The sequence below is a fragment of the Paenibacillus sp. J22R56 genome, assembly GCF_056269375.1.
Window position 1 is genome coordinate 16153 of sequence record NZ_JBWDNV010000012.1, and the last position, 24755, is coordinate 40907.

At 43.8% G+C, this 24755-nt stretch carries 20 protein-coding genes, 1 pseudogene and 1 other annotated feature; of the genes and pseudogenes, 19 read left to right on the top strand and 2 right to left on the bottom strand.

Features of this window, described 5'->3' with window-relative positions:
- Positions 1-179 precede the first annotated feature (179 nt).
- Positions 180-2375: a carbohydrate-binding protein gene (locus AC0YNT_RS26185; RefSeq protein WP_475807253.1), complete on the top strand. Its 2196-nt coding sequence runs from the start codon at positions 180-182 to the stop codon at positions 2373-2375.
- 54 nt (positions 2376-2429) lie between these two features.
- Here AC0YNT_RS26185 and AC0YNT_RS26190 read toward each other — a convergent pair whose 3' ends face one another.
- Positions 2430-2921 (bottom strand): pyridoxamine 5'-phosphate oxidase family protein, encoded by a 492-nt coding sequence (locus AC0YNT_RS26190; protein ID WP_475807254.1) that lies wholly within the window; start codon positions 2919-2921, stop codon positions 2430-2432.
- Positions 2922-3119: 198 nt separating this feature from the next.
- On the opposite strand from AC0YNT_RS26190, the gene AC0YNT_RS26195 reads away from it, so the two are divergent.
- The 8 genes and pseudogenes from AC0YNT_RS26195 (at position 3120) to thyA (ending at position 13113) form a co-directional block, all read left to right on the top strand.
- On the top strand, positions 3120-5504 hold the full coding sequence (locus tag AC0YNT_RS26195) for an alpha-L-arabinofuranosidase C-terminal domain-containing protein (protein ID WP_475807255.1): 2385 nt from the start codon (positions 3120-3122) through the stop codon (positions 5502-5504).
- A gap of 33 nt (positions 5505-5537) precedes the next feature.
- The gene (locus AC0YNT_RS26200) at positions 5538-6473 is read left to right on the top strand and encodes a glycosyl hydrolase (RefSeq protein ID WP_475807256.1); all 936 of its coding nucleotides are present in this window, start codon (positions 5538-5540) and stop codon (positions 6471-6473) included.
- A gap of 60 nt (positions 6474-6533) precedes the next feature.
- Positions 6534-6786: a binding site (T-box leader), on the top strand.
- A gap of 143 nt (positions 6787-6929) precedes the next feature.
- The gene (locus AC0YNT_RS26205; RefSeq protein WP_475807257.1) at positions 6930-8603 is read left to right on the top strand and encodes a glutamine--tRNA ligase/YqeY domain fusion protein; all 1674 of its coding nucleotides are present in this window, start codon (positions 6930-6932) and stop codon (positions 8601-8603) included.
- Positions 8604-8697: 94 nt separating this feature from the next.
- Positions 8698-9335, top strand: a pseudogene (locus AC0YNT_RS26210) (DUF2332 domain-containing protein).
- An 18-nt stretch (positions 9336-9353) separates the two neighbouring features.
- On the top strand, positions 9354-10613 hold the full coding sequence (locus AC0YNT_RS26215; protein ID WP_475807258.1) for a serine hydrolase domain-containing protein: 1260 nt from the start codon (positions 9354-9356) through the stop codon (positions 10611-10613).
- A gap of 194 nt (positions 10614-10807) precedes the next feature.
- Complete coding sequence (locus AC0YNT_RS26220) at positions 10808-11572, top strand: hypothetical protein (protein WP_475807259.1); 765 nt, start codon at positions 10808-10810, stop codon at positions 11570-11572.
- 267 nt (positions 11573-11839) lie between these two features.
- Complete coding sequence (locus tag AC0YNT_RS26225; RefSeq protein WP_475807260.1) at positions 11840-12244, top strand: hypothetical protein; 405 nt, start codon at positions 11840-11842, stop codon at positions 12242-12244.
- A gap of 35 nt (positions 12245-12279) precedes the next feature.
- A complete protein-coding gene (gene thyA, locus AC0YNT_RS26230) occupies positions 12280-13113 on the top strand; it encodes a thymidylate synthase (protein WP_475807261.1) in 834 nt (277 codons plus the stop codon).
- An 87-nt stretch (positions 13114-13200) separates the two neighbouring features.
- Here thyA and AC0YNT_RS26235 read toward each other — a convergent pair whose 3' ends face one another.
- Entirely contained in the window at positions 13201-14031 is an 831-nt protein-coding gene (locus tag AC0YNT_RS26235) for an alpha/beta fold hydrolase (protein WP_475807262.1), read from the bottom strand.
- Between the two features lie 148 nt (positions 14032-14179).
- On the opposite strand from AC0YNT_RS26235, the gene AC0YNT_RS26240 reads away from it, so the two are divergent.
- From AC0YNT_RS26240 to AC0YNT_RS26285, 10 genes are all read left to right on the top strand, one after another.
- Positions 14180-14623, top strand: a complete 444-nt coding sequence (locus tag AC0YNT_RS26240; protein WP_475807263.1) for an Lrp/AsnC family transcriptional regulator — start codon at positions 14180-14182, stop codon at positions 14621-14623.
- A 159-nt stretch (positions 14624-14782) separates the two neighbouring features.
- The gene (locus tag AC0YNT_RS26245) at positions 14783-15286 is read left to right on the top strand and encodes a phosphotransferase (protein ID WP_475807264.1); all 504 of its coding nucleotides are present in this window, start codon (positions 14783-14785) and stop codon (positions 15284-15286) included.
- Between the two features lie 98 nt (positions 15287-15384).
- Positions 15385-16488, top strand: coding sequence for a stalk domain-containing protein (locus AC0YNT_RS26250; RefSeq protein WP_475807265.1), 1104 nt, complete (start codon positions 15385-15387; stop codon positions 16486-16488).
- A gap of 341 nt (positions 16489-16829) precedes the next feature.
- Positions 16830-18548, top strand: coding sequence for a cache domain-containing sensor histidine kinase (locus AC0YNT_RS26255; RefSeq protein ID WP_475807266.1), 1719 nt, complete (start codon positions 16830-16832; stop codon positions 18546-18548).
- Positions 18545-20146 carry a response regulator gene (locus tag AC0YNT_RS26260; protein WP_475807267.1) on the top strand — a complete coding sequence of 534 codons (1602 nt, stop codon included), beginning with the start codon at positions 18545-18547 and terminating at the stop codon, positions 20144-20146. The genes AC0YNT_RS26255 and AC0YNT_RS26260 overlap by 4 nt, the downstream gene beginning before the upstream one ends.
- Before the next feature lie 106 nt (positions 20147-20252).
- Positions 20253-21602: an ABC transporter substrate-binding protein gene (locus AC0YNT_RS26265; protein WP_475807268.1), complete on the top strand. Its 1350-nt coding sequence runs from the start codon at positions 20253-20255 to the stop codon at positions 21600-21602.
- A 128-nt stretch (positions 21603-21730) separates the two neighbouring features.
- Positions 21731-22666: a carbohydrate ABC transporter permease gene (locus AC0YNT_RS26270; protein WP_475807269.1), complete on the top strand. Its 936-nt coding sequence runs from the start codon at positions 21731-21733 to the stop codon at positions 22664-22666.
- Positions 22667-22670: 4 nt separating this feature from the next.
- Positions 22671-23516, top strand: a complete 846-nt coding sequence (locus AC0YNT_RS26275; protein WP_475807270.1) for a carbohydrate ABC transporter permease — start codon at positions 22671-22673, stop codon at positions 23514-23516.
- A 94-nt stretch (positions 23517-23610) separates the two neighbouring features.
- On the top strand, positions 23611-23964 hold the full coding sequence (locus AC0YNT_RS26280) for a hypothetical protein (RefSeq protein WP_475807271.1): 354 nt from the start codon (positions 23611-23613) through the stop codon (positions 23962-23964).
- Between the two features lie 452 nt (positions 23965-24416).
- Positions 24417-24725 carry a hypothetical protein gene (locus AC0YNT_RS26285; RefSeq protein ID WP_475807272.1) on the top strand — a complete coding sequence of 103 codons (309 nt, stop codon included), beginning with the start codon at positions 24417-24419 and terminating at the stop codon, positions 24723-24725.
- Positions 24726-24755: the final 30 nt, after the last annotated feature.

Sequence of the window (24755 nt, forward strand, 5' to 3'; positions counted from 1 at the left end):
ACGAAAATAGTTGCTCTGCAGCACATGCCTCTTTTATTAGTGAAGATTTTCAACCAGCTTCTGAATTTAACGGCATGTTGCCTTATGGAAGGTTCAATTACAATTAAATGGAAAGAGAAAGGAAGGAGGCGTAATCGAACATAACTCGTTCACAACTAACCAATGGGAGGTTTAGGAAAGTGAAAAAGCTGAATGTTTTTGTAAGCGCTATTATTTTGGGGACGGCCATCGGAGGTATCGTTCAGCCGAAGCTGAGCTATGCGGCGAATCAGCAAATGACTGTTGATTTATCGGCAGGTACAGGGGCTGTAAAGCATGGTGCTGCAGGGTTTCTGTATGGACTTGGTGATGAGGGGATTCCAACAGATAACATGCTTGCTCCAATCAAACCGCAAGGTACCGCGCAGAAGGCACCAGATGGACTTCAGCATCCAAATGGTGATGCTCTCAAGATTGCTCCGCAATTTTTACGCAATGGCGGTAAAGAAATTCAGATCTATATGCAGGATATTTATCAACAATGGCCTTATGAAAACTTGGGGATCAACGATTATCTAACTAAGGTAGATACGATAGTGAACAAGGTGAAGGCCGATCCGAACTATGGCAAATACGTCTATGTTCCTTTTAATGAACCTAATGGCAACTGGTATCCGAATTTGCTGAACTATTCTGCAAGCAGCGGAACGACGGCTCGTAACCAGTTCTTCAGCGATTGGAAAGCGGTGTTCCAACGGATCCGTTCCCTTGACGCCAATGCTAAGATTGCCGGACCTAACCTCACCCATTACGACGGACAATTCCACACGGACTTCATGACCTATGCCAAAGCTAATAATGTCCTCCCGGATGAATTTGCTTGGCATGAGCTTCAGAACAGCTTCTTCACCGACTACTACAACAACTACAACCACTACCGGAATATCGAAACAACACTAGGCATTTCAGCTCGTCCAATCGTCATTAACGAGTATGCCAGAAGCTCGGGTGATCTTGGCGTTCCAGGCAACTTGGTGCAGTGGATTACACGCTTTGAGAATACGAAGGTTGACGCTTATCTTGCTTACTGGACTACTGCTGGTTCACTAAACGATCTTGTGATGGAAAATAATAAAGCTACTGGCGGTTGGTGGCTGTATAAGTGGTATGGGGAGATGACGGGGAATACGGTACAAGTAACGCCTCCTACCCAAAGCGGCTCCCTGCAAGGTGTGGCAGCACTCGACAGCTCGAAGAAGCAGGCGAGAGTGATTTTCGGAGGCTCACTGAACAGCACGGATGTCTTTAATACTGATCTGGTTGTAAAAGGTTTTGGCTCCGCCTCTTATCTCGGCAGCACCGTTCATGCCACAGTCTGGGGAGTAGATAATACCGGCCTTAATGCTTCGAGCGGCCCGTATTATGTGCAGGAAGCGGATTATGCCGTGACGAATGGACAAATCAACGTTACAGTTCCTAATATGAAAGCCTTGTCGGCGTACCATATGGTCATTACACCAAATAAGGATTTAACGACGGTTAACAATGCATCTCGATACGAAGCGGAATATGCGGATCTATCGGGTTCGGCAAATGTCACTTACGGCTCAAATACAGGCTACTCTGGCACAGCCTACTCTGAAGGCTATGGAGGAACTGCTAACGCTGGTACCAACTTTGTTGTAACGGCTGCAAATAATGGCTACTATAATGTAACTATTCGTTATGCGGCTGGGCCATACACGGGCGCCCCAGCTAATCGCTCCGTAAAGATGATGCTAAATGGCAGTGTGCTTCAAAATGTGACGCTGCCAGGTACAGCAGATTGGAATACTTGGAACAGCGTAACGGTCAAGACCTTCCTGCAAGCAGGAATTAACCGCATTTCCCTGCAAGCGTACACGTCCGACGATTCGGATGCTGCGAACTTCGATTACATCGACGTTGTGTCTACCACCGGTACCATTACAAGCTATGAGGCGGAAGCTAGCACCAACACACGTGCCGGAACGGCTGCCGTAGGCTCGAATACAGCAGCATCAGGTGGTCAATTTGTTGGTTATATCGGACTAGGAGCGGGCAATACGCTTCGGTTTAACAATGTGAATGTCGCAACAGCAGGTACTTACCGGATGGTCGTAACGTATGCGAACGGCGAGCTTGGAGCTGGTGCAAGCAACTATAACTCCAATATTGTCGACCGCTCCGCAGATATTAGCGTTAACGGCGGGACAGCCAAGAAAGTGTATTTCCGTAATACACTCGGCTGGTCTAACTTCCGGACTACAGTGGTTGATGTTACGCTGTCAGCGGGGAATAATACCATTACATTCTCCAATTCTTCCACTTATGTGCCTGATATTGATAAGATCGCGATTGCGGCTCCTACGAATTAAAAATAAAAGCTTGTTGAGTTCTCCTCAACAAGCTTTTGTTTGTGTCTGTCTAGCTTATAATTCCACAGTCTGATTGAGCTCCGTACCTTCTGTATTTTTCCCCATCAGTCTATCGAATAGGAATTTTACCATCTTGAACTTATTGCCGGAATCCCAATACTCGGCTGTTTCGGCATTGACCTTGATTAGTACGAGGTTCGGATCATCATAGGTGGTTTCGAGTAACTCCTCGTAGGCTTTATTCCAAAACTCTTTTACCTTTTCAGCGCTTTCCACGAGTTCGGCTTCACCTCGGATAGATACGAAGGATTTGTTGGCATAAGCTACGTTAACTTGCTTGTTCCGGAACAGCTCATGGAATTTCCCAGTATCTTTCTTTGTAAGAAACCACAGAGTGCCATCAAACTCGACATCCTGCGTTTTCATCGGGCGCGAGACGAGGCCCTCTTCCGATACCGTTGTGAGCATCGCGATTTCTATGTCTTTAATTAACTCACGGACCTTTTCAACCGCTTCTTGGTGGTTTGTGTTTGTATTCATTCTCATCACCTCGTCAGAAATTTATTTATCGATATAGTATTACACAAGCTGAGCTGGTCCAAACCACATGTCAGTTAAAAGAGATGAGGAACTGGTTTGAATGTAAAGCACGATAAGTTAGTTTTTGAACATGATAATGAATTGTTTTAGGAAGAGCATGTCCTTAGAATCGTAAGAAAAGAGAGCAAAGGAGATTCAAATGAAATGAGCTCCAAACCAACTTTAACGGTACATACAAGTGAACATGGTGCTGAATTAGGCGACTTGTTCGGCATTTTTTTCGAAGATTTAAATCACGCGGCCGACGGTGGGCTATACGCAGAATTGGTTCAGAACCGATCCTTTGAATTTGATGCCATTGATCATCCCGATTACCATGCTTTAATGGCCTGGGAGAAGGTCGAAAGAGGCGGCGGCAAGGCTGAAATATCTATAGAGGAAAAGAATCCCTTGAATGCACGTAACCCTCATTATGCAGCTATTGAGATTATTTCTGAGGGCAGCGGCGTTGGCCTTATGAATCATGGATTTAACAGCGGTATTCCCGTGAAGGAGGGGGAGAACTACCTGTTCTCCGTTTATGCCCGGCGTGATGCCAGCTTGGATGAACCTCTTATCGTAACGATTGAAGGGATAGATGGTCACATACATGGCGAGGCAACAATTGCTGTGAATGCTACTGAATGGACGAAATATGATGCTGTGATTGCGGCAAATGCAACAGATACAAGCTGCCGCTTGGTTCTTGTAACAAAAGGGCAAGGAAAGCTGTATCTCGATATGGTATCCCTATTTCCTGAGAAGACGTTCCTTGGCCGGCCTGGTGGATTGAGAAGAGACATTGCTGAACGGCTAGCGGAACTAAAACCGAAATTTATGCGCTTTCCAGGTGGATGTCTGGTGCATGATGGTTCTTTGAACCCAGATGACCGGAATTCGATGTACCGGTGGAAAAACACGATTGGTGCAATCGAGCAAAGACCAGCGAGAAGGAATAATTGGAGCTATAACCAGACGCTTGGACTTGGTTATTATGAGTATTTTCAGCTGTGCGAGGATATTGGCGCCAAGCCGATCCCGATTCTGCCAGGCGGATATGATCCTCATCATAATCGGATTGTACCGATTGAAGAGCTGTCACCATGGATCCAGGATGCATTGGATTTGATTGAATTTGCAAACGGCGATTCATCAACTACATGGGGAGCAATACGTACGAAGCTGGGTCATCCGGAGCCATTTGGTCTGGAATATGTGGGGATTGGAAACGAAGAAGTGGGAGAGCCGTTCTTTGAACGCTATCCGTATTTCCATCGAGCCATTAAGGAGCAATATCCAGCTATTAAAGTCATTAACTCTGCGGGTCCATTTGCAGCGGGAACGGAGTATGAGCGCGGGTGGAATTCGGCTAAAGAGCATCAATCGGATTTGGTGGACGAGCATTACTACAGTTCGCCGGAATGGTTCCTAGCCAATTACCACCGTTATGATAACTTCAAGGCTGAGGATCCGAAGGTGTTTTTGGGCGAATATGCATCTTGGGGGAATACGTATTATAACGCACTAGCGGAAGCTGCTTTTATGACAGGTCTGGAGAAAAATGCCCATGCAGTAGGACTGGCCTGCTATGCGCCGCTGCTATGCAATGTAGATTATGTGAACTGGAAGCCTGATCTGATATGGTTTAACAATCATGAGGTTTATGGCACTCCAAATTATTATGTACAAAAGCTGTTTATGCATCATCAGGGCGATCAGCTCTTGCGAATGGAAGCAAACGGTCTTGAGCAGCAAGAAGTGGCTGCAATCAAACCGATTAATGGAGCATTTGCTCTTGAGACAGATCGCTGCTCCTTCCGTTATTGGGATATGCTGCTTGTGAATAACGATACTGGTGAAGAAAAAGTGTTGAACGGCGGTTTGCTGGGCAGCTTGTCTGATACGGATGAAGACCGGCAGAACGGGACATCGATTCGAGCACTGGAATTAGGAGAAACCGATTGGGAGAACTATACTCTAACTTTGAAAGCCCAAAGAATCTCTGGCCCAAAAGGGTTTAAGCTCAAGTTTGGACAAAGAGATCAGAGCAATTTATTGATCTGGGAGTTTGGCGGATGGCAAAATCAGGATTCTCTTATTGCTTCCAATGTGGATGGCAGAGGTTCTGTTCTTACCCAAAGCATTTTTAACGTAGAAAATAATAGAGAATATACATTGAAATTAGAAGTATCGGGAAGACAGATTCGCGCCTGGATTAACGGGGAGTTATTCCATGACACAGAAGACAAGCTTCCAGTAATCGAGCCCCTCTATTACTCTGCGAGCTGCGACCGTACAACAGGAGATACTATAGTGAAGGTTGTTAATGTGCAAGACAGCGGTGTTACTGCCGAGGTTGTGTTAGCTGACTTGAATAAAACATCTTTGCGTGTTGGGGTTCATGAGATGTCAGGCCATTCCCTGGAGGAAGAGAATACATTTGAGGCACCTGATCGGGTATCGCCGAAACAGAAGGAATTCACTATCGATGGCAGTCGTTTTGAGTACGAATTCCCTAAACATTCGATTACGGTATTTAGAGCAAGATAATTTTTGAGCTTGAACATAGAGAGGATGAAAAGGATGAGGGCACCCTTATTCAGGGATCCGATATTTGACGGCGCGGCTGATCCAGTCGTTGTATGGAACAGGGAAGCACAGGAATGGTGGATGATCTATACCAACCGCAGAGCGACAGCAGAAGGAGAAAAATTCGCCTGGGTGCATGGTACGGATCTTGGTGTTGCTTCTTCCCGCGACGGCGGTAAAAGCTGGCTTTACCGCGGCACGCTGCCCGGGCTAGATATCGAATGGGGGCGCAATACATTCTGGGCGCCGGAGATTTATTGGCATGACGGATTGTACCATATGTACGTCAGCTATATACAGGGAGTACCAACTACTTGGGCGGGCCATAAGCGCGATATGATGCATTATACGAGTCCAAACTTGCTGAATTGGACGTTCTGTTCCAAGCTTGAACTGAGCTCGAATCGGGTAATCGATGCCTGCATTCATGAGCTGCCTGGCGGCGGCTTTCGTATGTGGTACAAGGATGAAGCGAACCAGTCACATACTTACGCGGCAGATAGCAAAGACCTGTACCATTGGGAGGTTGTTGGACCGGTCATTACGGAGCGTGGCCATGAAGGGCCAAATGTGTTCTGGTTCAAAGGCTCTTACTGGATGATCGTGGACGAATGGAGAGGGCAGGGAGTATTCCGTTCAGACAACCTGGATTCATGGGAGCGGAACGGTCTCATTTTGGATCAGCCGGGTACACGCGAGGATGATGGTACGATTGGCTTGCATGCCGACGTCGTTGTGCAAGGGGAACAAGCTTATATTTTCTATTTCACCCATCCGGGAAGGAAAGAGGAGCTTAATCAAGAGGGAATGGAAGGCAGATATGAAAGCCGACGTTCTTCCATCCAGGCTGCCAGACTTGACGTCGTTGATGGCGTACTGATCTGTAACCGCAATGAACCATTTGAGATCGAGCTTCTACCAGAAGGCTAGGCTATGAGCGGAATATCATTTACAAAAAAGGGAATTATTCGTATTATAATAATCAACTATTCAAAAGCAATGAAGAGAAGAGTAAGGGAGTAGCGTACTCATACAGAGAGCTCCGGCCGCTGAGAAGGAGCAGAGAACCTTTCCCCGAACCAAGTCTCTGAGCAGCATGCTGGATCCTTCACTGGTGATAGCATGACGGGTGCTCCCGTTACAGGGCTAGAGTATAAGCATTGCAAGCAATGCCGTACTTGAAGAGTTTAATATGGCGACATATTAATAAACTGGGGTGGCACCGCGAAACTTCGTCCCCAAGACATAACTGTCTTGGAGGTGAAGTTTTTTTTGTTTTGTTTCTGAGTCTCAGTTGTTTCTATTCCAAAAAAGTTAATGCTTTCGAAGCAAAAATCATCACAATAAGCGAGAAGTATGTGATCCTTTTTTAAGGAGGAATATGCAATGGATCAAGCGGATCACCACATGTTTAGACTTATCAATGAGGAGCTGGAGCAAAAGCCTTTCAGCAGGGAAATGTGTACACGGTTTCCACCTGAGCCTAATGGTTATCTTCATATCGGGAGCGCCTATGCGATCCATATGAATTATTCGATTGTTGAACACTATAACGGTGCTTTTCATTTACGGTTTGATGATACCAATCCCCTTAAGGAAAATATCGAGTTTGTGAAAGCGATTATTGAGGACATCAAATGGCTTGGATACGATCCGAAAAATCACATTTACTATGGATCGGATTACGCAGACGTGATCTACAAGACAGCAATCTCGTTAATTGAGCAAGGTAAAGCTTATGTTTGTGATCTAACTCCTGACGAATTATCAGAGTATCGCGGGACATTAACGGAGCTAGGGCGTAACAGTCCTTATCGGGATCGTTCGGTAGAGGAAAATCTGGAGCTGTTTGAGCATATGAAAAATGGAGCTTTTCCAGCTGGATCCAAGGTTTTACGCGCAAAAATAAATATGGCCTCGCCGAATATGAATCTGCGAGATCCGGTTTTATATCGGATTATTTACGCCGAACATTACAGAACCAAGCATGATTGGTGCATTTATCCGATGTACGATTTTGCCCATCCGATACAAGATGCGATTGAAGGGATCACCTATTCTTTATGTTCCATTGAATTTAAAGATCACCGTCCCTTGTACGAATGGGTACTAAATGAGTTGGAGATCGCAGAGCCTCCACGGCAAAGAGAGTTTGGCCGTCTAAGCTTAACAGGCGTAGTAACGAGTAAACGTTTTTTGAGGCAGCTGGTGGAAGGCGGTTACGTTGATGGCTGGGATGATCCTAGACTTCCAACCATTCGAGGCTTAAGACGAAGAGGATACACCTCAGAAAGCATACGTAGCTTTATTGAGGAAATCGGGAGTATCCGAACGCAAAGTACCGTAGACATTTCGCTGCTGGACCATTTTGTCAGGCAGGATCTGAAAGGGAAAACGGTCAGCATCATGGCTGTTATGCAGCCTTTAAAGGTTGTCATTACGAACTACCCGGAAGAGGAAGTAGAGTTGTTATCGATTGAAAACAACAGCGAAAACGAGGCTCTGGGGAAGAGAGAGGTTCCTTTCTCAAGAACGATTTTTATCGAACGGGACGATTTTATGGAGGAGCCAGTCAAAGGATTTCACCGGCTTAGTCCAAATGGTGAGGTAAGGCTTAAAGGAGCTTATTTTATCAGGTGCGAAGAAGTAATGAAGGATCCCGATACAGGTGAGATTATTGAGCTGCGTTGTACCTACGATCCTGCTACAAAGAGTGGATCAGGATTCACTGGGCGTAAAGTGAAGGGGACGATTCATTGGATCTCGGCAAACCATTGTATGAAGGCGGAAGTTAATCTTTACGAGAAATTGCTCTTAGATGAAGACATTCCGAAAGATAGTGAAGATTGGACAACAAAGCTGAATCCTGAATCATTGGTACGAAAAAAGGATGTTCTTATGGAAGCATGGGTTGAACATGCCCGCCCCGAGGAAAAATTTCAGTTCTTACGTCATGGATATTTTTGCGTCGATAGGAAGGAAGAGAATAGTGATAGTGATTACATTGTGTTTAATCGGATCGTACCATTAAAGGATTCTTGGAACAAACCTAAAGTTTGATAAACAATATCTATAAATCAGATAAAAACATTAAAGCATTGTTTATCAACCAAACATGATATCATACCACTATCTGGAAAAGGTGGTGTGTGTTATGGATCTCCATGGACTTTCCGATCGATTTAAACTTTTTGCAGAAAGAGAATGCAAGGATTCAAGTCGTCTATATGAACACTTGGCACGTCATATTGCTAATGAACCCTGGCTTCTAGAGCTTGCCGCTCATTCGAAGCCAGGGCAACTGAGAATGAGATTATTCCTATCCTGGAAACCAAGCTGGTCCAGACGAATGAAGTACGACGCTGCGCTTATTTGTATCCTAGTTTTTGCTATATTCATAGGCTCACACGAAAGCCGTTATCCCTTATAGAAATTGGTACAAGTGCAGGGTTACAGCTGCTCTGGGATAAATACAGCTACCGGAATATAAAGAAAGAATTGCTTATTTCCAAGCAGCTGCTGAATGTTTAACGAGATACCAAGTTGAATTAATGGAGGGAGACGGAGTGGCGCTTCTTTCATACGCATGTTGCTAATCAAATTCCAACTGAAACGAAGATTCAACTGAGTGAATATATCGAGGCGCTTGGTAAACAAAGAGATGTGTTTCACCTTTATAACAATATGTGGGATATGGACCTTCATCTCGATTATTATTTTAATGGTATAGAACATAAGATCACACTTGCTGAAACAGAAGGTCACGGCCGATGGTTTAAGTGGAAAATATAATGCAGAGGTGAGATCAACGTGTTGTCTGTCAATCAGAAGCTGGAACAATATATTAGCAGCTATATGGAATTGTGGGATGTCTTTGGTGTTGTTCAGGTGATTAAAAGAGGCGAAGTGTTGTTTGAACAATCGTATGGCTATGCAAATTTGGAGTGGGGAATAAAAAATGATATTCATTCCTGCTTCGCTCTTGCTTCCATATCCAAACAGTTTACGGCCTTTGCCATAATGCTTCTATACGATAAAGGATTAATTGACCTAGATAAATCTGCACAGTTGTACCTTCCATCAGATATGCAGATCAATGAATCAATTACCGTTCATCATTTACTGTCTCATACTTCCGGATTGTATAACTTTTATAATTTTGAAAATGACTTTTTTGATCAGTACAACAGATTGGAATACTCCCGACATGATTATTATGAGCAATACATCAGTAAACAGCCTGTAAAACCAGCAGGAGAGGTATTCGATTACAACAACTCCAACTATAATCTGCTTGCATGGATCATTGAACACGTATCCGGAGAAAAGTTTGAGGATTACATTCACAATCATATCTTTGCTCCCCTGCATATGTGGAACAGTGTTGTTGATGATAGCAGCAAACTAATTAAGAATAGGGCAAGTAATTATACGAAAGACTTTAATTCCACCGTCAAAATTCCCTATCATAACGAAAAGTTCAGTATTGGTGCAGGCGCTATCGTATCTAACTGCGAGGATTTATTGAAATGGTACAACTGTCTGCGGGATCGTAAGCTTTTATCAACGGAAACGTATACGAGGTTCTTCCAAGAGAATAGCAACCATTACTGCTATGGCTTGGAGCATCATCATATGTACGGAACGGACAAGTATTCCCATGGGGGAGATCATCTCGGGGTGGCCACCTACATGCAGCATTATTATGACGAAGATATTTGTATCATTATTCTTTCTAATAATGAAGAGAGCAATCAATATAGGCTCGGTAACGCGATTTCAGATATTTTACATCAGGTTGAGGTAGAGGCTCCTGCTAAACATAAAGAGATTCCGATTAGCGAAAATATGCTTAAACCATATTGCGGAACTTATTTGAAGGATAAGATCCAGATTGAACTTATTAATCAGAAACTATATTTTACGAGATTTGCAGGAAACCATCATATCGAGATTTACCCCGTAGGCGAAGGATTATTTGCCCGTAGATATTCGGATCAGATTCATCCGTATAGAATTGCAAAGAATGATGAAGGGGAAATGATGTTTTTTGGCTATAGTAAGGATTAAGTCCTGAGGTTGACGAACGGAGCATCGTTATATAACTAACGTAAGACAAGGTTGTAATCAAAGGAAGCAGCTGCCACGGCAGCTGCTTCCTTTTTTATTGCGCTCTACAAGCAGGGTTCTAAAAAAGTTAGAACTGTTTGGCAGATCAGCGTGCTGATAACTTAGAAGTAAGGAAACTAAAGAGGGGGATTATTATGATGCAAAGATGGACGGCGGCTGCAGCTTATGCGACCTCAAAAATAGCGGCAGCAGGACTTGTTTTTCTTGGATTTCTCGTTATAGTCGGCGGTTTTGATGCTTATCAGATGTCTCAGCTAACTCACGAATTACCATTGTGGCAATATATCTATGGTTATGCCATCTTGTTTTCTGTGTTGGTGGACATGGCGCTATACAATTGTAAACCAGACCCGTACAAAAAGATGATCATGGTGCTGCTTTATATACTAGGAGGGTATGTTCCTTTTTTGTTCTGGTTTCCAAATCAGTGGATGTTGAGTCTAATCGCTGGGCTGTGTGGAGTGACTTGTTCGCTTGCGTTTCTTGTTGCGACTTACTTATTTCGCAGATGGCGGCTTTACAAAGCAGTTGCAGCTACAATGCTTCTAGTCGTTGCGGTCTATGTATCTGTGTCTGATTTCACAGAAGTTAAGCGGTGGTCAGAGACGAGAACCATAGATGGTTATCATGCGGAATTCTCTTTTTTTAATGGGCAGAAAAAGATTCCAATTACCCTCGAAAAGGGGCAAACATTATCCTATCATATAGATTGGAAGGTCACGAATGGAGGCGGCTATGGCACATACTTAGATGCAACGGGAGGCAATTACACTAGCAATACCACTGATAGTGGAGATTTGATCACCTATCAAGTAGAGGTGCCATCAACAGTTAGCATCGTCGTTAGCGGTGATCAGGCACAAGGCGCACTCACGATAAAATGGAAAATAACAAACTAATAATTGGTATAGTATGCAAAATATGCGCAACCTCCCTAGTGGATTTAGCGTTAAATGAATACAAGGGGGAAACTATGACACGAATTGGTTGATCGAATTTTGGAACTTGAAACCGGGAGATCAACTCCATCTTGTATTCGAAGTGACTCGAGTAAAGGGACAAATTTTTAAAGGAAAGGGCATCGCCGCGGTAAGCAATGAATTAGTTTGTGAAGATGAAATTATGTTTGCATTCAGTTCAATCTGGTAATTAAGGAGTTTAAACTTTTGAGGAAAATAATTGGTACGTCTTGCCTTCTACTGTTCATGCTTCTTGGATTAGCAGCGTGTGGTAATAATAGTGAGCCGACGATGATTACTTCTGATGAAGTGATCCAAGATGTTGAAGGGTCTGCTCATAATATATATTTAGGTATCGCAAAGGGGAATGATGAGAAATTTCTATTGTCTACGTTGATTATTGATGACAGTGAAGTGACGATGACGAAACGGAAAGAAAAGTTAGACGTGAAGATAACTGCTTTTATTGGTGATAGCAAGTGGAGATCAGAGGCCGAACAGACCATTATTGCTCATTACGGAATGGATAAATCAAGACAGTGGGTGTATGAGGGATTAAGTGTGAAAGACCCCGTCATCCCAGTCGAATTACGTTCCGTAATAGCTGAATAGAAAACGCAGATAAAAATTGATTTGGGGGCTCAAAGATGGGAAAGGCTGATTGGATTTATAGTGAATTAGTAAATGATATTCTTGAACATGGGTACTGGGACAAAGATTTGGATGTTAGAACAACATGGGCAGATGGTTCCCCAGCCTATACAAAAAGTCTAATTTCAAAGCAGTTAATATTTGATAACTCAGAAGTGCCAATTCTTACAACAAAAAGAGTGCCATGGAAATCGGCTATTCATGAATTGCTATGGTTCTATGTAAAGAGAACAAGTGATTGTACCTATTTGGATGACAACAAAGTGAAGATATGGAAAGAGTGGACGAATACGAATAATCATATTGGGAAGGCGTATGGTTATCAGTTAGGAAAACCCATTATGATAAACGGAAAAATCACAAATCAAGTTCATAATCTAATCGATCAACTCATAAATAATCCAGCATCAAGAAGACATGTCATTTCACTTTGGAACATCGATGACCTGGATCAAATGGAGTTATATCCGTGTGTTTGGAATAACCAATGGCTCATTAAGCAAGGGACGCTTCATTTAGTGGTTAATGCTAGATCAAATGATATCGGATTAGGTAATCCATTTAATGTCTTCCAATATTACGTTTTACAACGAATGATAGCTCAAGTAACGGGATACAACCTAGGATCTCTTACGTTCAATATTAATGATGCACATATTTACGAAAGACACGTAGATCCTTTAAGGGAACAGGTCGATCGTCATCCCTATCCAGCTCCTGAACTTTGGATCAATCCTGAAATAAAAAGGTTTGATGACTTTACTATAAATGATTTCGTTTTAAAAAATTACGAATACCATCCAAAAATTCAGATGGAAATTGCGATCTAACTTTTTAGACTGCTGAAATCATAATGATACATAAAAGGAGCAGATTGCCACAGCAGACTGCTCCTTTCTCATACGGATCGGATTTCTTTATTTCGTTTGAAGGAATTCGAGCACAGCCCCTAGGAATTCGGCTTGGTACTCCACATTGGAGAGATGAACGGAAGGAAGTATAACGAGCTTTGCATTTGGTACTGTCTCGGCAAGTAATTCGCTGTGGCTTGGAAGAGTTACGGTATCATACTGGCCGGCAATGACAAGAGTGGGACTGTTAATTAGTGCCGCTGTACGGCGCATATCCATGTCGCGGATCGCAGCCCAGCTGCCTGCAATTCCCTGTGGGCGAGTAGCGAGTACCGTTTCTCGGAATGATGCGACGAGCGCATTATCTGACTCGAGCATATGCAAAGGGAACCAATTGTTCATGAACATATCGGCGAACTCAGGTAGTTTCCCCGGTTGAAGTACAGAGGTGATTAAACTCTCCCATTGATCAGCCGGCCCGAGGTAAGAGGAAGTATTGCTTAAGATTAGCCGGTCAATCCGCTCTGGAACGTAGATACCAAGCCATTGTCCGATAACACCACCAAGCGACAGACCAAGAAAGTGTACATGATCAATGTCAAGTGCATCAAGTAATTCGATTACATCCCGCCCTAGTCTGTCGAAAGAATATGGACCGTCAGGTGTATCCGAGTCGCCGTGCCCCCGATAATCATAGCGAAGGACTCGGAAGTGCAAAGATAATTCTGCTAGCTGGCCATCCCACATGCTCATCGAAGTGGCAATGGAGTTCCCAAGCATCAGTACCGGTTTACCTGCTGAGCCATCGATTCGATACGCAATCCGAATACCATCACCAGTCTTGAAAAAGTTTACCCCCGCCGTTGTTCTGCTTTCGTCATTTATTATGTTTTTCATCGTCCTCAATCCCCTTCATTGGTTATTAGTGACATTTTATTGGAATCGACTTACAATTTGAATGGGAATATGAAGGCGTTTGGTGCTTGAAAACTTAATTCTATCGTTGTTACCCGACCTATACTTATAAATTTGAGGTGCTTAGTACATGGATCACATTGATTACAAAATATTATCAATCCTTCACGATAACGCCAGGATTACGATTTCCGAGATGAGCCGAATAATTGCAATGTCACAGCCTGCGGTAACGGAACGACTTCGGAAGCTGGAGGAGCAGGGGGTTATAACAGGCTATCGAGCGGAGATTTCCCCTTCTAAACTGGGCAAATATACGACCGCCTTTGTTCTTTTTAAATCAAATAACTGCAAAGAGTTTGAAGTCTTCGTCGAAGCTGCTCCAGAGATCGTCGATTTCTACAGAACGAGTGGGGAATATAATTACCTATTAAAGGTTATTACCGAAACTAGCGAAACGTTAGAAGCCTTTCTTGAAACTTGTAATACATTTGGATTTTCATTAACTAACGTTGTTCTCTCCACACGATTCGAGCATAAAAGCCTTATCACAAGCCAAGATGGACTTATCTAAATGGATTGAGGGATAAATAATTGAGTGACAGACAGTATAATCTGAACTTTGAAAAACTGTGTGCGACGTTACAACTAGGTGAATTGGTTGGTACACCTGAGGTGCTGACTGGCGGACTTTTACATCGAATGTATGCTGTTGAAACCACTGAGGGGAAATATGCCATTAAAGCATCTAGAACAGCTTTACGACTGGAATGCAAAAGCTAATGATGCAGTAAAACAACTAGAATCCAATACGGTGATTAGCCATCTAGATTTGGATGCTAAGAATGTGATGTGGAACGCAGACAATCCCATCCTTATTGATTGGGAAGCATCGGGGCATATCCATCCGATGCAAAGCTTGACTGAAACCGCAGTTTACTGGTCAGAGGATGATACAGGAACGCTGGATAAAGAGAGATTCATGGCTTTTGTCAGAGGGTATAAAATGAAATACGGAGCCATTCAAGCGAATTGGAATCAGGTATTAGAAACCGGGTTCGCAGGAATGTTAGGCTGGCTGGAATATAATTTAAAGCGGTCATTATGGCTGGAATGCACAGACGAGCAAGAACAGCAGATGGGAACGGATCAGGTTACAGTAACCATAAATGCTTTAGTACGTTATGCAGATCGAATTTCTGAAATCGAACAGTGGCTCGTTGACGAGAGTAAATGAGAGAAATTTTAGGAGTATATGAGTTCCAACATATGGTAGAGTTAGGGAGGTGCTAGGTTGTAAATTATGGAAATAAAATGATCTAGGAGGCGGAAAGGATGAAAATAACGATCAAACGAAACACAGCAGTACTTTTATCATTTCTATTACTACTACTATCCATGCAATTAGGAGAGAAGAAAGCATTTGCTGATTCTCCTATAACATCGACTCCCTTTTATCAAGCTTATCTCGATATTGATATTGTAGCCGCAGCACACCGTTCAGGATATAGCAAAGAGATTGCCGAGTTTTTAGCAGCAGAGAAAAATCCACTTGATCAAAAGGCAGCAGTGATGAATGCGATCTATTCCAGCTACAGTAGTTGGGATGACCGCGATATTATGAATCAATATGCAAAAGACATTTATGGAAAGGAAGCAAACTCACTTAACTTTAATCTGCTTCGTGGAGATGAAATATTTGTACTTGGGTATCTGAAGGTGCTCGATCATTACATGAACCCGGATACGAATTGGATTGGACAAGCCAGTGAAGCTTTGCCGAACAGCATGACTGTAGCTCTGGTTAACTCTCTTGCAAGATCGCAGGGGTCGTCTGAAGCTATGGCGCTTAGTTATTGTTATATGGAGAAGGTACTTGCCGATAAAAGCCTGGTCCAAGATATTCGGCAAGAAGCCATTGATATTATTACAGATTATATCGATCTCTATAAAAAAGATGTAGGATGTCGCGACGAAGTAACAGAACTAATGAATAACTCGATCGGACTGATTATAAATAAACCACACGTATTAGTCTTTGGTCAGCAGCAAACGGTTGACTCATCAAATGCTAAAGTCGCACCTTATGTCAAAAAAGGCACAACTTATGTTCCGTTGGTTTTTATCTCCCATGCTTTAGGGGCTACCGTTAATTATGACAAGAAGCAGGAAAAAATTACGATCGAACATGCATATTTGGAAAGCATGCCGTCTCATAATCTAGTATTTAAACTAAAAGATTCGGCGAACAAGTTTGAGATTCGCAATGACCGCGCATTTGTTCCGCTTCGTACAATTGCCGAAGCATTACATTTGCAGGTTTACTATAGCAAAGGATTAATCATCCTTTCGAAGGGCATTATCCTTCACCCTCAGCTTGCCCATGATCAACAGTTAGCTAACGAAATCAGAGCCCAAATCGAACACCCTCAATATTAATTAAATTATTGCTGGGGAAATATTAATAAATTAATAATAATTAAAACCACCAATCCAATGGTGGTTTTTTTATTTTGCCCGCCCCCCCTCTTAGCAGAGGGAGAAAGTGGGCAAACGGAGCAAGTGAATGTTCTGTACTGCCGACCGGATTGTACCCGCTCAGCGGGCTAACCAATTCAAAACAATCCGGCGGCAATGGCGATCGAAAGAACATTCACTTGCGCAGCTGCCCTTCACTTTCTCAATCTGAATATTTTCAACATTACTGCTAACAAATCCCCCTTGAACCTGTAAAATAAAAGCAACTACAATAGATGCACCATAGAGAGGATGGCGCCCTGATGTTTACACGGATCCGCATGAAAATATTTCTCGCCATGATTCTGACCACCGCGCTTCCCTTGTCCGTTACGTCAGGTATTATCCTGTATCAAGTGTCACAGGACATCCAGAAGGATATCGATTTCGCCCGCAGCCGTGTTGATCAGGATCTGAAAGGGCGAATTGAGGAATTTACGCATTCGCTAGATGAAACCGCTTACCAGATTTATTCGAACCCGGATTTAATAGAGAGCATAGCGCTCAAGAAGGAGTTTCTGACCGATAGCCGCACTTATGATACGGTACGTGATATTCATGAGTTTTTCCTATCTGTCTATAATCAATCTCGCGTGAAGGACATACAAGGCATGTACATTATACGGTCCAATGAGGAAGTGCTTGGCAACTTCTTTCCCAAGCTGTATCCGGATATGGATGCCTCCTATTTCCACTCCCTCTTAATGGAGTCCAAGCGTGCAGGGGATAAGCCTAAGACACTGATCCGTTACAAGAGCCTATATAATGAGCCGATCATTCAATTTTTGTATCCAGTCCGTTACCGTGGTGCTCCAACTGGGCTGCTTGTTATTGACTTGAAGGAGCAGGGATTCCGACAATTAGTAGAATCTTATAACTCATTCTATAAAGGTCAGATAGCCATAACCGATCCTTCGGGGCTGATGGTCTATCACACCAATTCGGCAGCAGCTGGGAAAAAGGTTGTACCAGAGCCAAAAGCCAGCCGTACGAATGCCATCGAAACGGAATTAGGAGCATCAGGCTGGCAGCTTCATTATACGTTTGAAATCAATCCGAAGCAGATTTTGTACCGGAATGTAGCTATTCTAGTCATTGTTGTAACAAGTCTTCTGGCCATCGCCATTTCGCTCTGGCTCAGTTATAACATGACGAAGCCAATCGTTCATATGCATCGCAAAATGGCGAGGATTCAAATCGGTGATTATGATGCGAGGGTAGAAGTCAGGACAAGTGATGAGATCGGTTTCTTGGGCAACCAGTTCAACCGAATGGCCGAGAAAATACAGCAGCTCATCGAACATGATCTGAAGCTCCGGCTGATGAATCAGGAGACGCAGATTAAAGCGCTGCAAGCACAAATCTCGCCACACTTTTTATTTAACACCTTACAAATGATGGCTGGTATCGCGGAGGTCAACAATGTGCCGGATCTAAAGCTGATCTGCCGGTCACTTAGCAGTATGTATCGTTATAACATGAACATTCAGAATGAATGGGTCCGGATCCGTGATGAAATTATGCATATCCGTAATTATCTTGTCATTATTAACAAGCGTTTCCCGGGCAGTTTCCGTATTCAGATTCAGATTGAGCCAGAGGTCGCCAATATTCAGATTCCGAAGCTAATCCTGCAGCCTATTGTTGAGAACGCGGTCGAGCATGGTCTGATTCCAAGCCATAAGGACCGGAAGCTGCTCAAGTTGTCTGCGCGAATTGATCGGGAAGCAGGCTGCTTGTATTTATATGCGCTGGATAATGGGATCGGGATGGGCGATATGGAGCAGCGCGGCATTGCAGAGATTCTTAGCAAGGATCAACCGCCGGCAGGTGTAGAAGAAAGCTCGATTGGATTGTTTAATGTTCATTCACGCATCCGCATGATCTGTGGAGAAGAATATGGGATTCGAATACGCAGCAAGAGGACAAAAGGAACTTGTGTCATATTCCGATTGCCTTGGAAGGAGGCACCTGCCGAATGAAAGTAATCATTGTTGATGATGAAACGGCTATTCATGAGCAGCTCATGAAGATCATCCCATGGGACGAGCTGGGCTGGGAGATCGTTGGGCATGCCTATAACGGAGAAGAAGCACGACAGTTGACGGAGGTGCTTCGTCCGAATTTGATTTTGACCGATATTAGAATGCCGCTTATGGATGGACTTGGCTTTATGGAGTGGCTCAAAACCTCCGGACAGCAAGCGAAAGTGATCGTACTAAGTGGTTATGGCGATTTCGAATATTCACGTACCGCTTTTAAACTGGATGCTTATGATTATTTGCTTAAGCCTGTTCAGGAGGCTGAGTTATTAACTGCGCTTGGCAAAGCGGTAGAGCAAATTCAACAAGAATCGAAGAAGCAATCGGATCGCATCAACGAGAAAGCGGTGCTCAATCAGGGGCTTACTCTAATGCAGGATGAATTTTTTACACAAGCAGCTGGTTCTTCTCAATTGGAGGAAAATGAACTGTACGTTCGAGCAGAACAGCTGATGATTGATCTGCCGCAGGGCGGTTATTCGGTTGTCGCCGTCAAATTTATTGCTGCGGAGGAGAATGTCCAAGAGAGGTATAAAGGAGACCGGTCCGTCTTTTATTTTGCCGCCAGAAACATTATGAAAGAGACGCTTGGAGGAATCCCTGTATTCCGGTATTTACACAAAACAGCCGAATTCGTCTTTCTCTATTCGCATTCATCGAAGCATGCAGGTGTTTTCCCTCAGCTGCTCTCCAGGCTCCATCATTCTCTGGAAATTTGTTTGCGAACACACGCCAGAATTGGAGTGAGTTCGACCAAGCAGCGAATTAGTAAATTATCTGCGGCCTATACAGAAGCGGTACAAGCGCTGGAGTCGCTTCATTTCGGTAACGAAGAGGATATTGCCTATTATGGTAAGCAGGCTAACGCAAAAATAACGGACAGCGGTTCAGCAAGCGGCAACTGGAAAGAAATTGGCCTGCTACTCGACATGCTACTGGGGACAGGGACTATTCGGGATGGCGAGGTTCTGCTTGCCAAGCTGGAGGAGGCTTTTTGTGAGCAGTCCGTGTCAGTCATGAGTGGTGCAGAGTGGAAGAAGGCATCATCGGAGCTGCTGGAAAAGCTGGAGAGCCATATGAACGATGAAGATTCGATCATGCTTATGAACGAGGCTAGAGCGGGTATCAGGGAGCTTCGCACTGAACAAGTGAAAGAGTCGCTGAGCAGGATCATTAAGAGCAGACTGCAATCGGCTGCTGGTGAGACGAAGACGAAGAATGGCAAGCAGCTCATTGAAGTCGTGAAGAAATACATCGATGTCCATTACAAATCGGTCTCGCTTGAGGGAGTGTCAGCACGGTTTTATTTGAACAAAAACTACTTCTGCTCGCTCTTCAAAAGTGTTTCAGGTGAAAGCTTTGTTGAGTATGTAACGGCGCTCCGCATGGAGCATGCGAAACGGCTGCTGATGACAAGTGAGTTGAAGGCCTATGAAGTGGCTGAGATGGTTGGTTATTCGGATCAGCGTTATTTCAGTCAGGTGTTCCGTAAAGCGACAGGAATGAAACCAACCGAATATCGGCAGTCTCAATCTTAATATTTTCAACATGTTCATGAATTCCGCGGCATACCGACGGGTCAACAAGCGACTTAGAATAAAGATGTAAGCAAAACAAATTCCGTCATACGGAGAGGGGTTCAACATGTTAGCCAAAAAGAGAGTTTTCGCAATGGCCGCTATTATGATTTTATCTTCAGCTCTTGCAGCCTGTGGCAACAACAGTAATAATGAGCCAGCAGAATCTGCAGCTGCAAACAATGGAGCAGCAAGCGAAGCGCCTAAGACTGAGAATACTGAAGCAGCAAAAGATCCGGTAACGCTTGATTTCTGGGCTGCCCTTGACCCAAGCACAGATGAAGGGAAATCGATTCAAGCGAAAGTAAAAGAATTCGACGATGCTCATGAAGAGATCAACGTAAATCTTCAAGTCATCACGTACGATATCATGCATGACAAGCTGGTAGCTGCGATTAATGCGGGTGATGCTCCGGATCTTAGCTGGGGTCTTAGCGAGTGGTTTGGTGAGTTCAACAAGATGGATGCGCTTCAAGACTTAACTCCTTATGTAGACAAATGGGCAGACAAAGCCAACATTTATCCGAATGTGCTGGAAGCTTTGACGGTTGACGGTAAAGTAAAGGCGCTCCCGAACTATTTAGGTATCCGCGCTCTGCTGTACCATGAGGATATTTTGAAAGCAGCAGGTGTAACCGCGCCGCCAAAAACTTGGGATGAGCTGCTGGCGATGGCACCAACAATTAAGGAGAAAACAGGCAAGGAAGCATTTGGTATCGCAGGAGCGGGCGTTCGTTCTCCGCAGGAATTGATTATGTATCTGGCGCAAAATGGCTTAACCGTTGCCGACAAACAAGCAGACGGTAAATACAAGAACACATGGCAGGATAACCCGGATCAACTGGCCAAAGCGGCTGAAGTGTTCAAATTCTATCAAGATATGCTAGCGCAAAAAGCGATTAAAGCAGATGCAAAAACATGGGGCTGGGAAGAAGAAGACCAGAACTTTGTGCTTGGTCAATACGCGATGGTTGTTAACGGCCCATGGATTGAAGGACGCAGCAGTGAAAATCCGGATGGCATGAAGGACGTAAAAGTCGCAGCTCCGGTATACAAAGCACAGCCGGCTACTTTCATGGAAATTGCACCTCTGTATGTGTACAAATCGGATGCGCCGGATCAAGCATGGGAATTTGCATCTTATTTGATGGGCTCGGATTACCAGCAAGCGGTTAACCCAGGTAAAAATCCGCGCAGCGACCTTGTCAGCGACAGCGGCTGGGGCAAAGACTTTATGGCTCTGGCATCCCAAGGTGTTGTATTCCCTGCCGTATCGCTTGGTGGAATTACAAAAGCAATGGAAGATTCGCTTGCCCGCACGACTCTTAAGAACGATAAGCCGGAAGATGTAGCGGTGTGGCTCTCGCAGGCTATTAATGAAAGCCTGAAGAAAACCGGCGAGTTAAGCGGCAGCTAATTACAATTCAATTGAAATGGAACTGGCAGGCATAGGCCGGAACGCGGCGGAGTGGAGAGCTCTGTGGCCTATGCTTGCTTTTTTTTTACCCAAAAAGCCTTATATCCTGAATAAATGTGGTGAATGAGATGGAACCGATCGAACTGGAACCAGTGAAACGAGCAGCAAAAGTTGCAATGACGACGAGAGAGAAAAGAATAAAACGGCTCGCTTATCTATTTGTCCTGCCGGCGCTGTTGTTTTTCCTGGTCCTCAATGCCTATCCGTTGATTAACGTCCTGGTGGACAGCTTTCAGTTCAAGAACCTGATGAACAAAGCATTAAGCGGATTCGCGGGATCAGCTAATTATAAAGAAGTAATTCATAACGAATATTTCAAGACGGCACTATGGAATACGGTCGTTTGGACGGTTCTGTCTGTGGCCGGAGAATACGTACTTGGATTAATCTCAGCTCTTGCATTGAACCAACCGATTAAAGGAAGAACGTTGTTCCGTGCGATCATCATCGTTCCGTGGGTTGTTCCCATTGTTATTGCGGGTATGACCTGGACATGGATGCTGACGCCGGATTACGGCATTATTAACTTGTGGCTCGTTAAGCTTGGGCTGCTCAAAGAGCCTTATTATTGGCTTGGCGAACTAAACACAGCTCTGATCACTGTTGTGTTCGTTAACGTCTGGAGAAGCTTTCCTTTCTATACGATCAGCTTATTGGCTGGTTTACAATCGGTTTCTCGGGATATCGTGGAAGCGGCTGCCATTGATGGTGCCGGGATTAGACGCCGGTTCTGGCATATTATCCTGCCGCAGCTCAAGACGGTATCACTGACGATCATTTTCATCCATGTTATTTGGACGGCGATTAATTTCGATTTTATTTGGGTCATGACCGAAGGCGGGCCGCTGTATTCGTCAGAGACACTGCCCATTATGATTTACCGTTACGCTATGCAGGAATATAACTTTGGCAACGCCTCCGCGCTTGCTTCTATGATGCTTGGCTTCATGATCAGCGGATTTATTCTATATTATTTCTTCAGCGTCAGAAAAAAAGGAGGGTAATGGAGTGCTTATAAGTCGAGGCAAGCAAAGAATTCTCATGTTGTTAACCTATGCTGTTCTGGTTGGATTTGCAGTCTACTGCCTCTTCCCATTTCTGTGGATGCTGGCGACGTCACTCAAGCCGGATGAGGAAATCCGGACCGTGAATCCTACCTTCTGGATCAGTAAGCCAACTTGGGAGCATTTCGATAATGTTCTTCATGGCTCAGCGTTTATGACTTTCTTCAAAAATAGTGTGTTCATAGCCGTCGTAACAACTGCAGCCTCGCTGCTTATCTCTATCTTTGCGGGGTATGCGTTAAGCCGATTTGTCCGGTTCCGTGGAGTTAAGGTGTTCAGCATCGCGATGCTGCTGTCGCAAATGATTCCGGGTGTGCTTCTGCTTATTCCGTTATATCTGTTGATGAAGAACATGTCTCTCATTAACACGTATATGTCTTTAATTCTTGCCTATACGACGTTCACCGTACCACTGTGTACGTTTATGATGAAAAGCTTTTTCGATACCATACCTTATGAGATGGAAGAGTCGGCGGAGATCGACGGCTGCTCCCGTGTGGGGATTATTTTCCGGATCTTAATGCCGGTTTCGCTGCCAAGTCTTGTTGCTACCTCGCTGTTTGCATTCCTGAATGCGTGGAATGAGTTCATGTTTGGCTTCGTGTTCATTAACGATGAGGCGCACCGAACGTTAACACCAGGGATCAGCTTGTTTAAAGGGTTGTACCAGACCGATTGGGGCAGTATGATGGCATCCTCGGTTATGAGTGTGCTGCCAGTTGTGCTCATCTTCGTATTCCTGCAGAAATTCTTGGTTGAAGGAATGACGGCTGGGGCGGTAAAGGGGTAAGTGGATAATTAGTGCTAGAGGGCCATCTTTCGTGATGGTCCTTTTCATTTGTACATAGAAGCTCGTATATTTAAAACAAGGAGGCGAGCTCTAAATGAAAAATACGGCTGATAGAATACAGGGTTTTTATCAGAAACATTACAAGCTTTGCTACATACAATCCTTTAATCTGGTACGTTGTGAGAATGAAATGGGGATTTTGACAGATAACTTAATCATTACGCTTAGTTCACTTCCGCTAGTGGAAGAGGGGCAAAAAGTAATCATTACTTTTGAGGATGTTAAAGATCTAAAAATAAGCAGCTTCCAGGGAGTATTCCGTGTAGCAATAAACATTCAGGATATTTCAGAGGAACAACTTGAGGATATAAGCTTTAGGGTGAAAGAAGAAGAACATGATACCTTCGCATTTGTGTGTAGAGCCTTTGATTGGGTAAGAACGTACTAGAAATTCTATAAGGCATCGGTTGTGTAGGGATAACTCTAGCAACTGGTGCTTTTTTTATGAGAACGAAACTAATCACGTATTTAAGTCGTCTAACAACTAGAATTAAATCCCTTATAATGGAATCTACGATCTTAGAGGTGAGTTAATATTAAGCTGCAGAAACGAACGATAACCAGGATAGCTATCATTATTTTAGTTATGATGTGGGTTGTTAGCTTCTTAACCCCAGAATTGACGATCCGCAGGTATATGCTGATCCGCATACACCTTGGAAGTGTATTTACATCAAACATAACCGATATGAAGCAGTATGATCGTCATTATGGACATTGGTACGATGTAACCAATTACGTAGACAGGGCTACTGGTGATGAATTATTTGTTTTCTATCTTAAGAGATTTGGGCCTTTCTGGCTGTCTATTTGGGTTTCTACATATGGATCCTGCACAGTGTGAAAGAAACGGTAACTTCAATCTATATGAACGGGAAGGACGGTATTCAGCTTGATGAGTTTCGTGTATCAGAAGCGGTAAATAACAAGTTCCTGCAGTTTATTGATTTTCCGAATCGTGAAGCGGATGATGAGATTTATTTCGAATTAAGTATGGGACATGTTTTCCATACTTTCTTAAAAGGTACGGTTTGGCTACAGTACACATATGAAGGAAGAGGTTACGGAGCATCCAAAGTTCCAATTAAGATGAAGGTGAAGCTTGATCATTGGAAATGGGTGATCACAGATAAATATGAACAACCATAACAAACAACCACTTTCGTTTCAGAAGGGGAG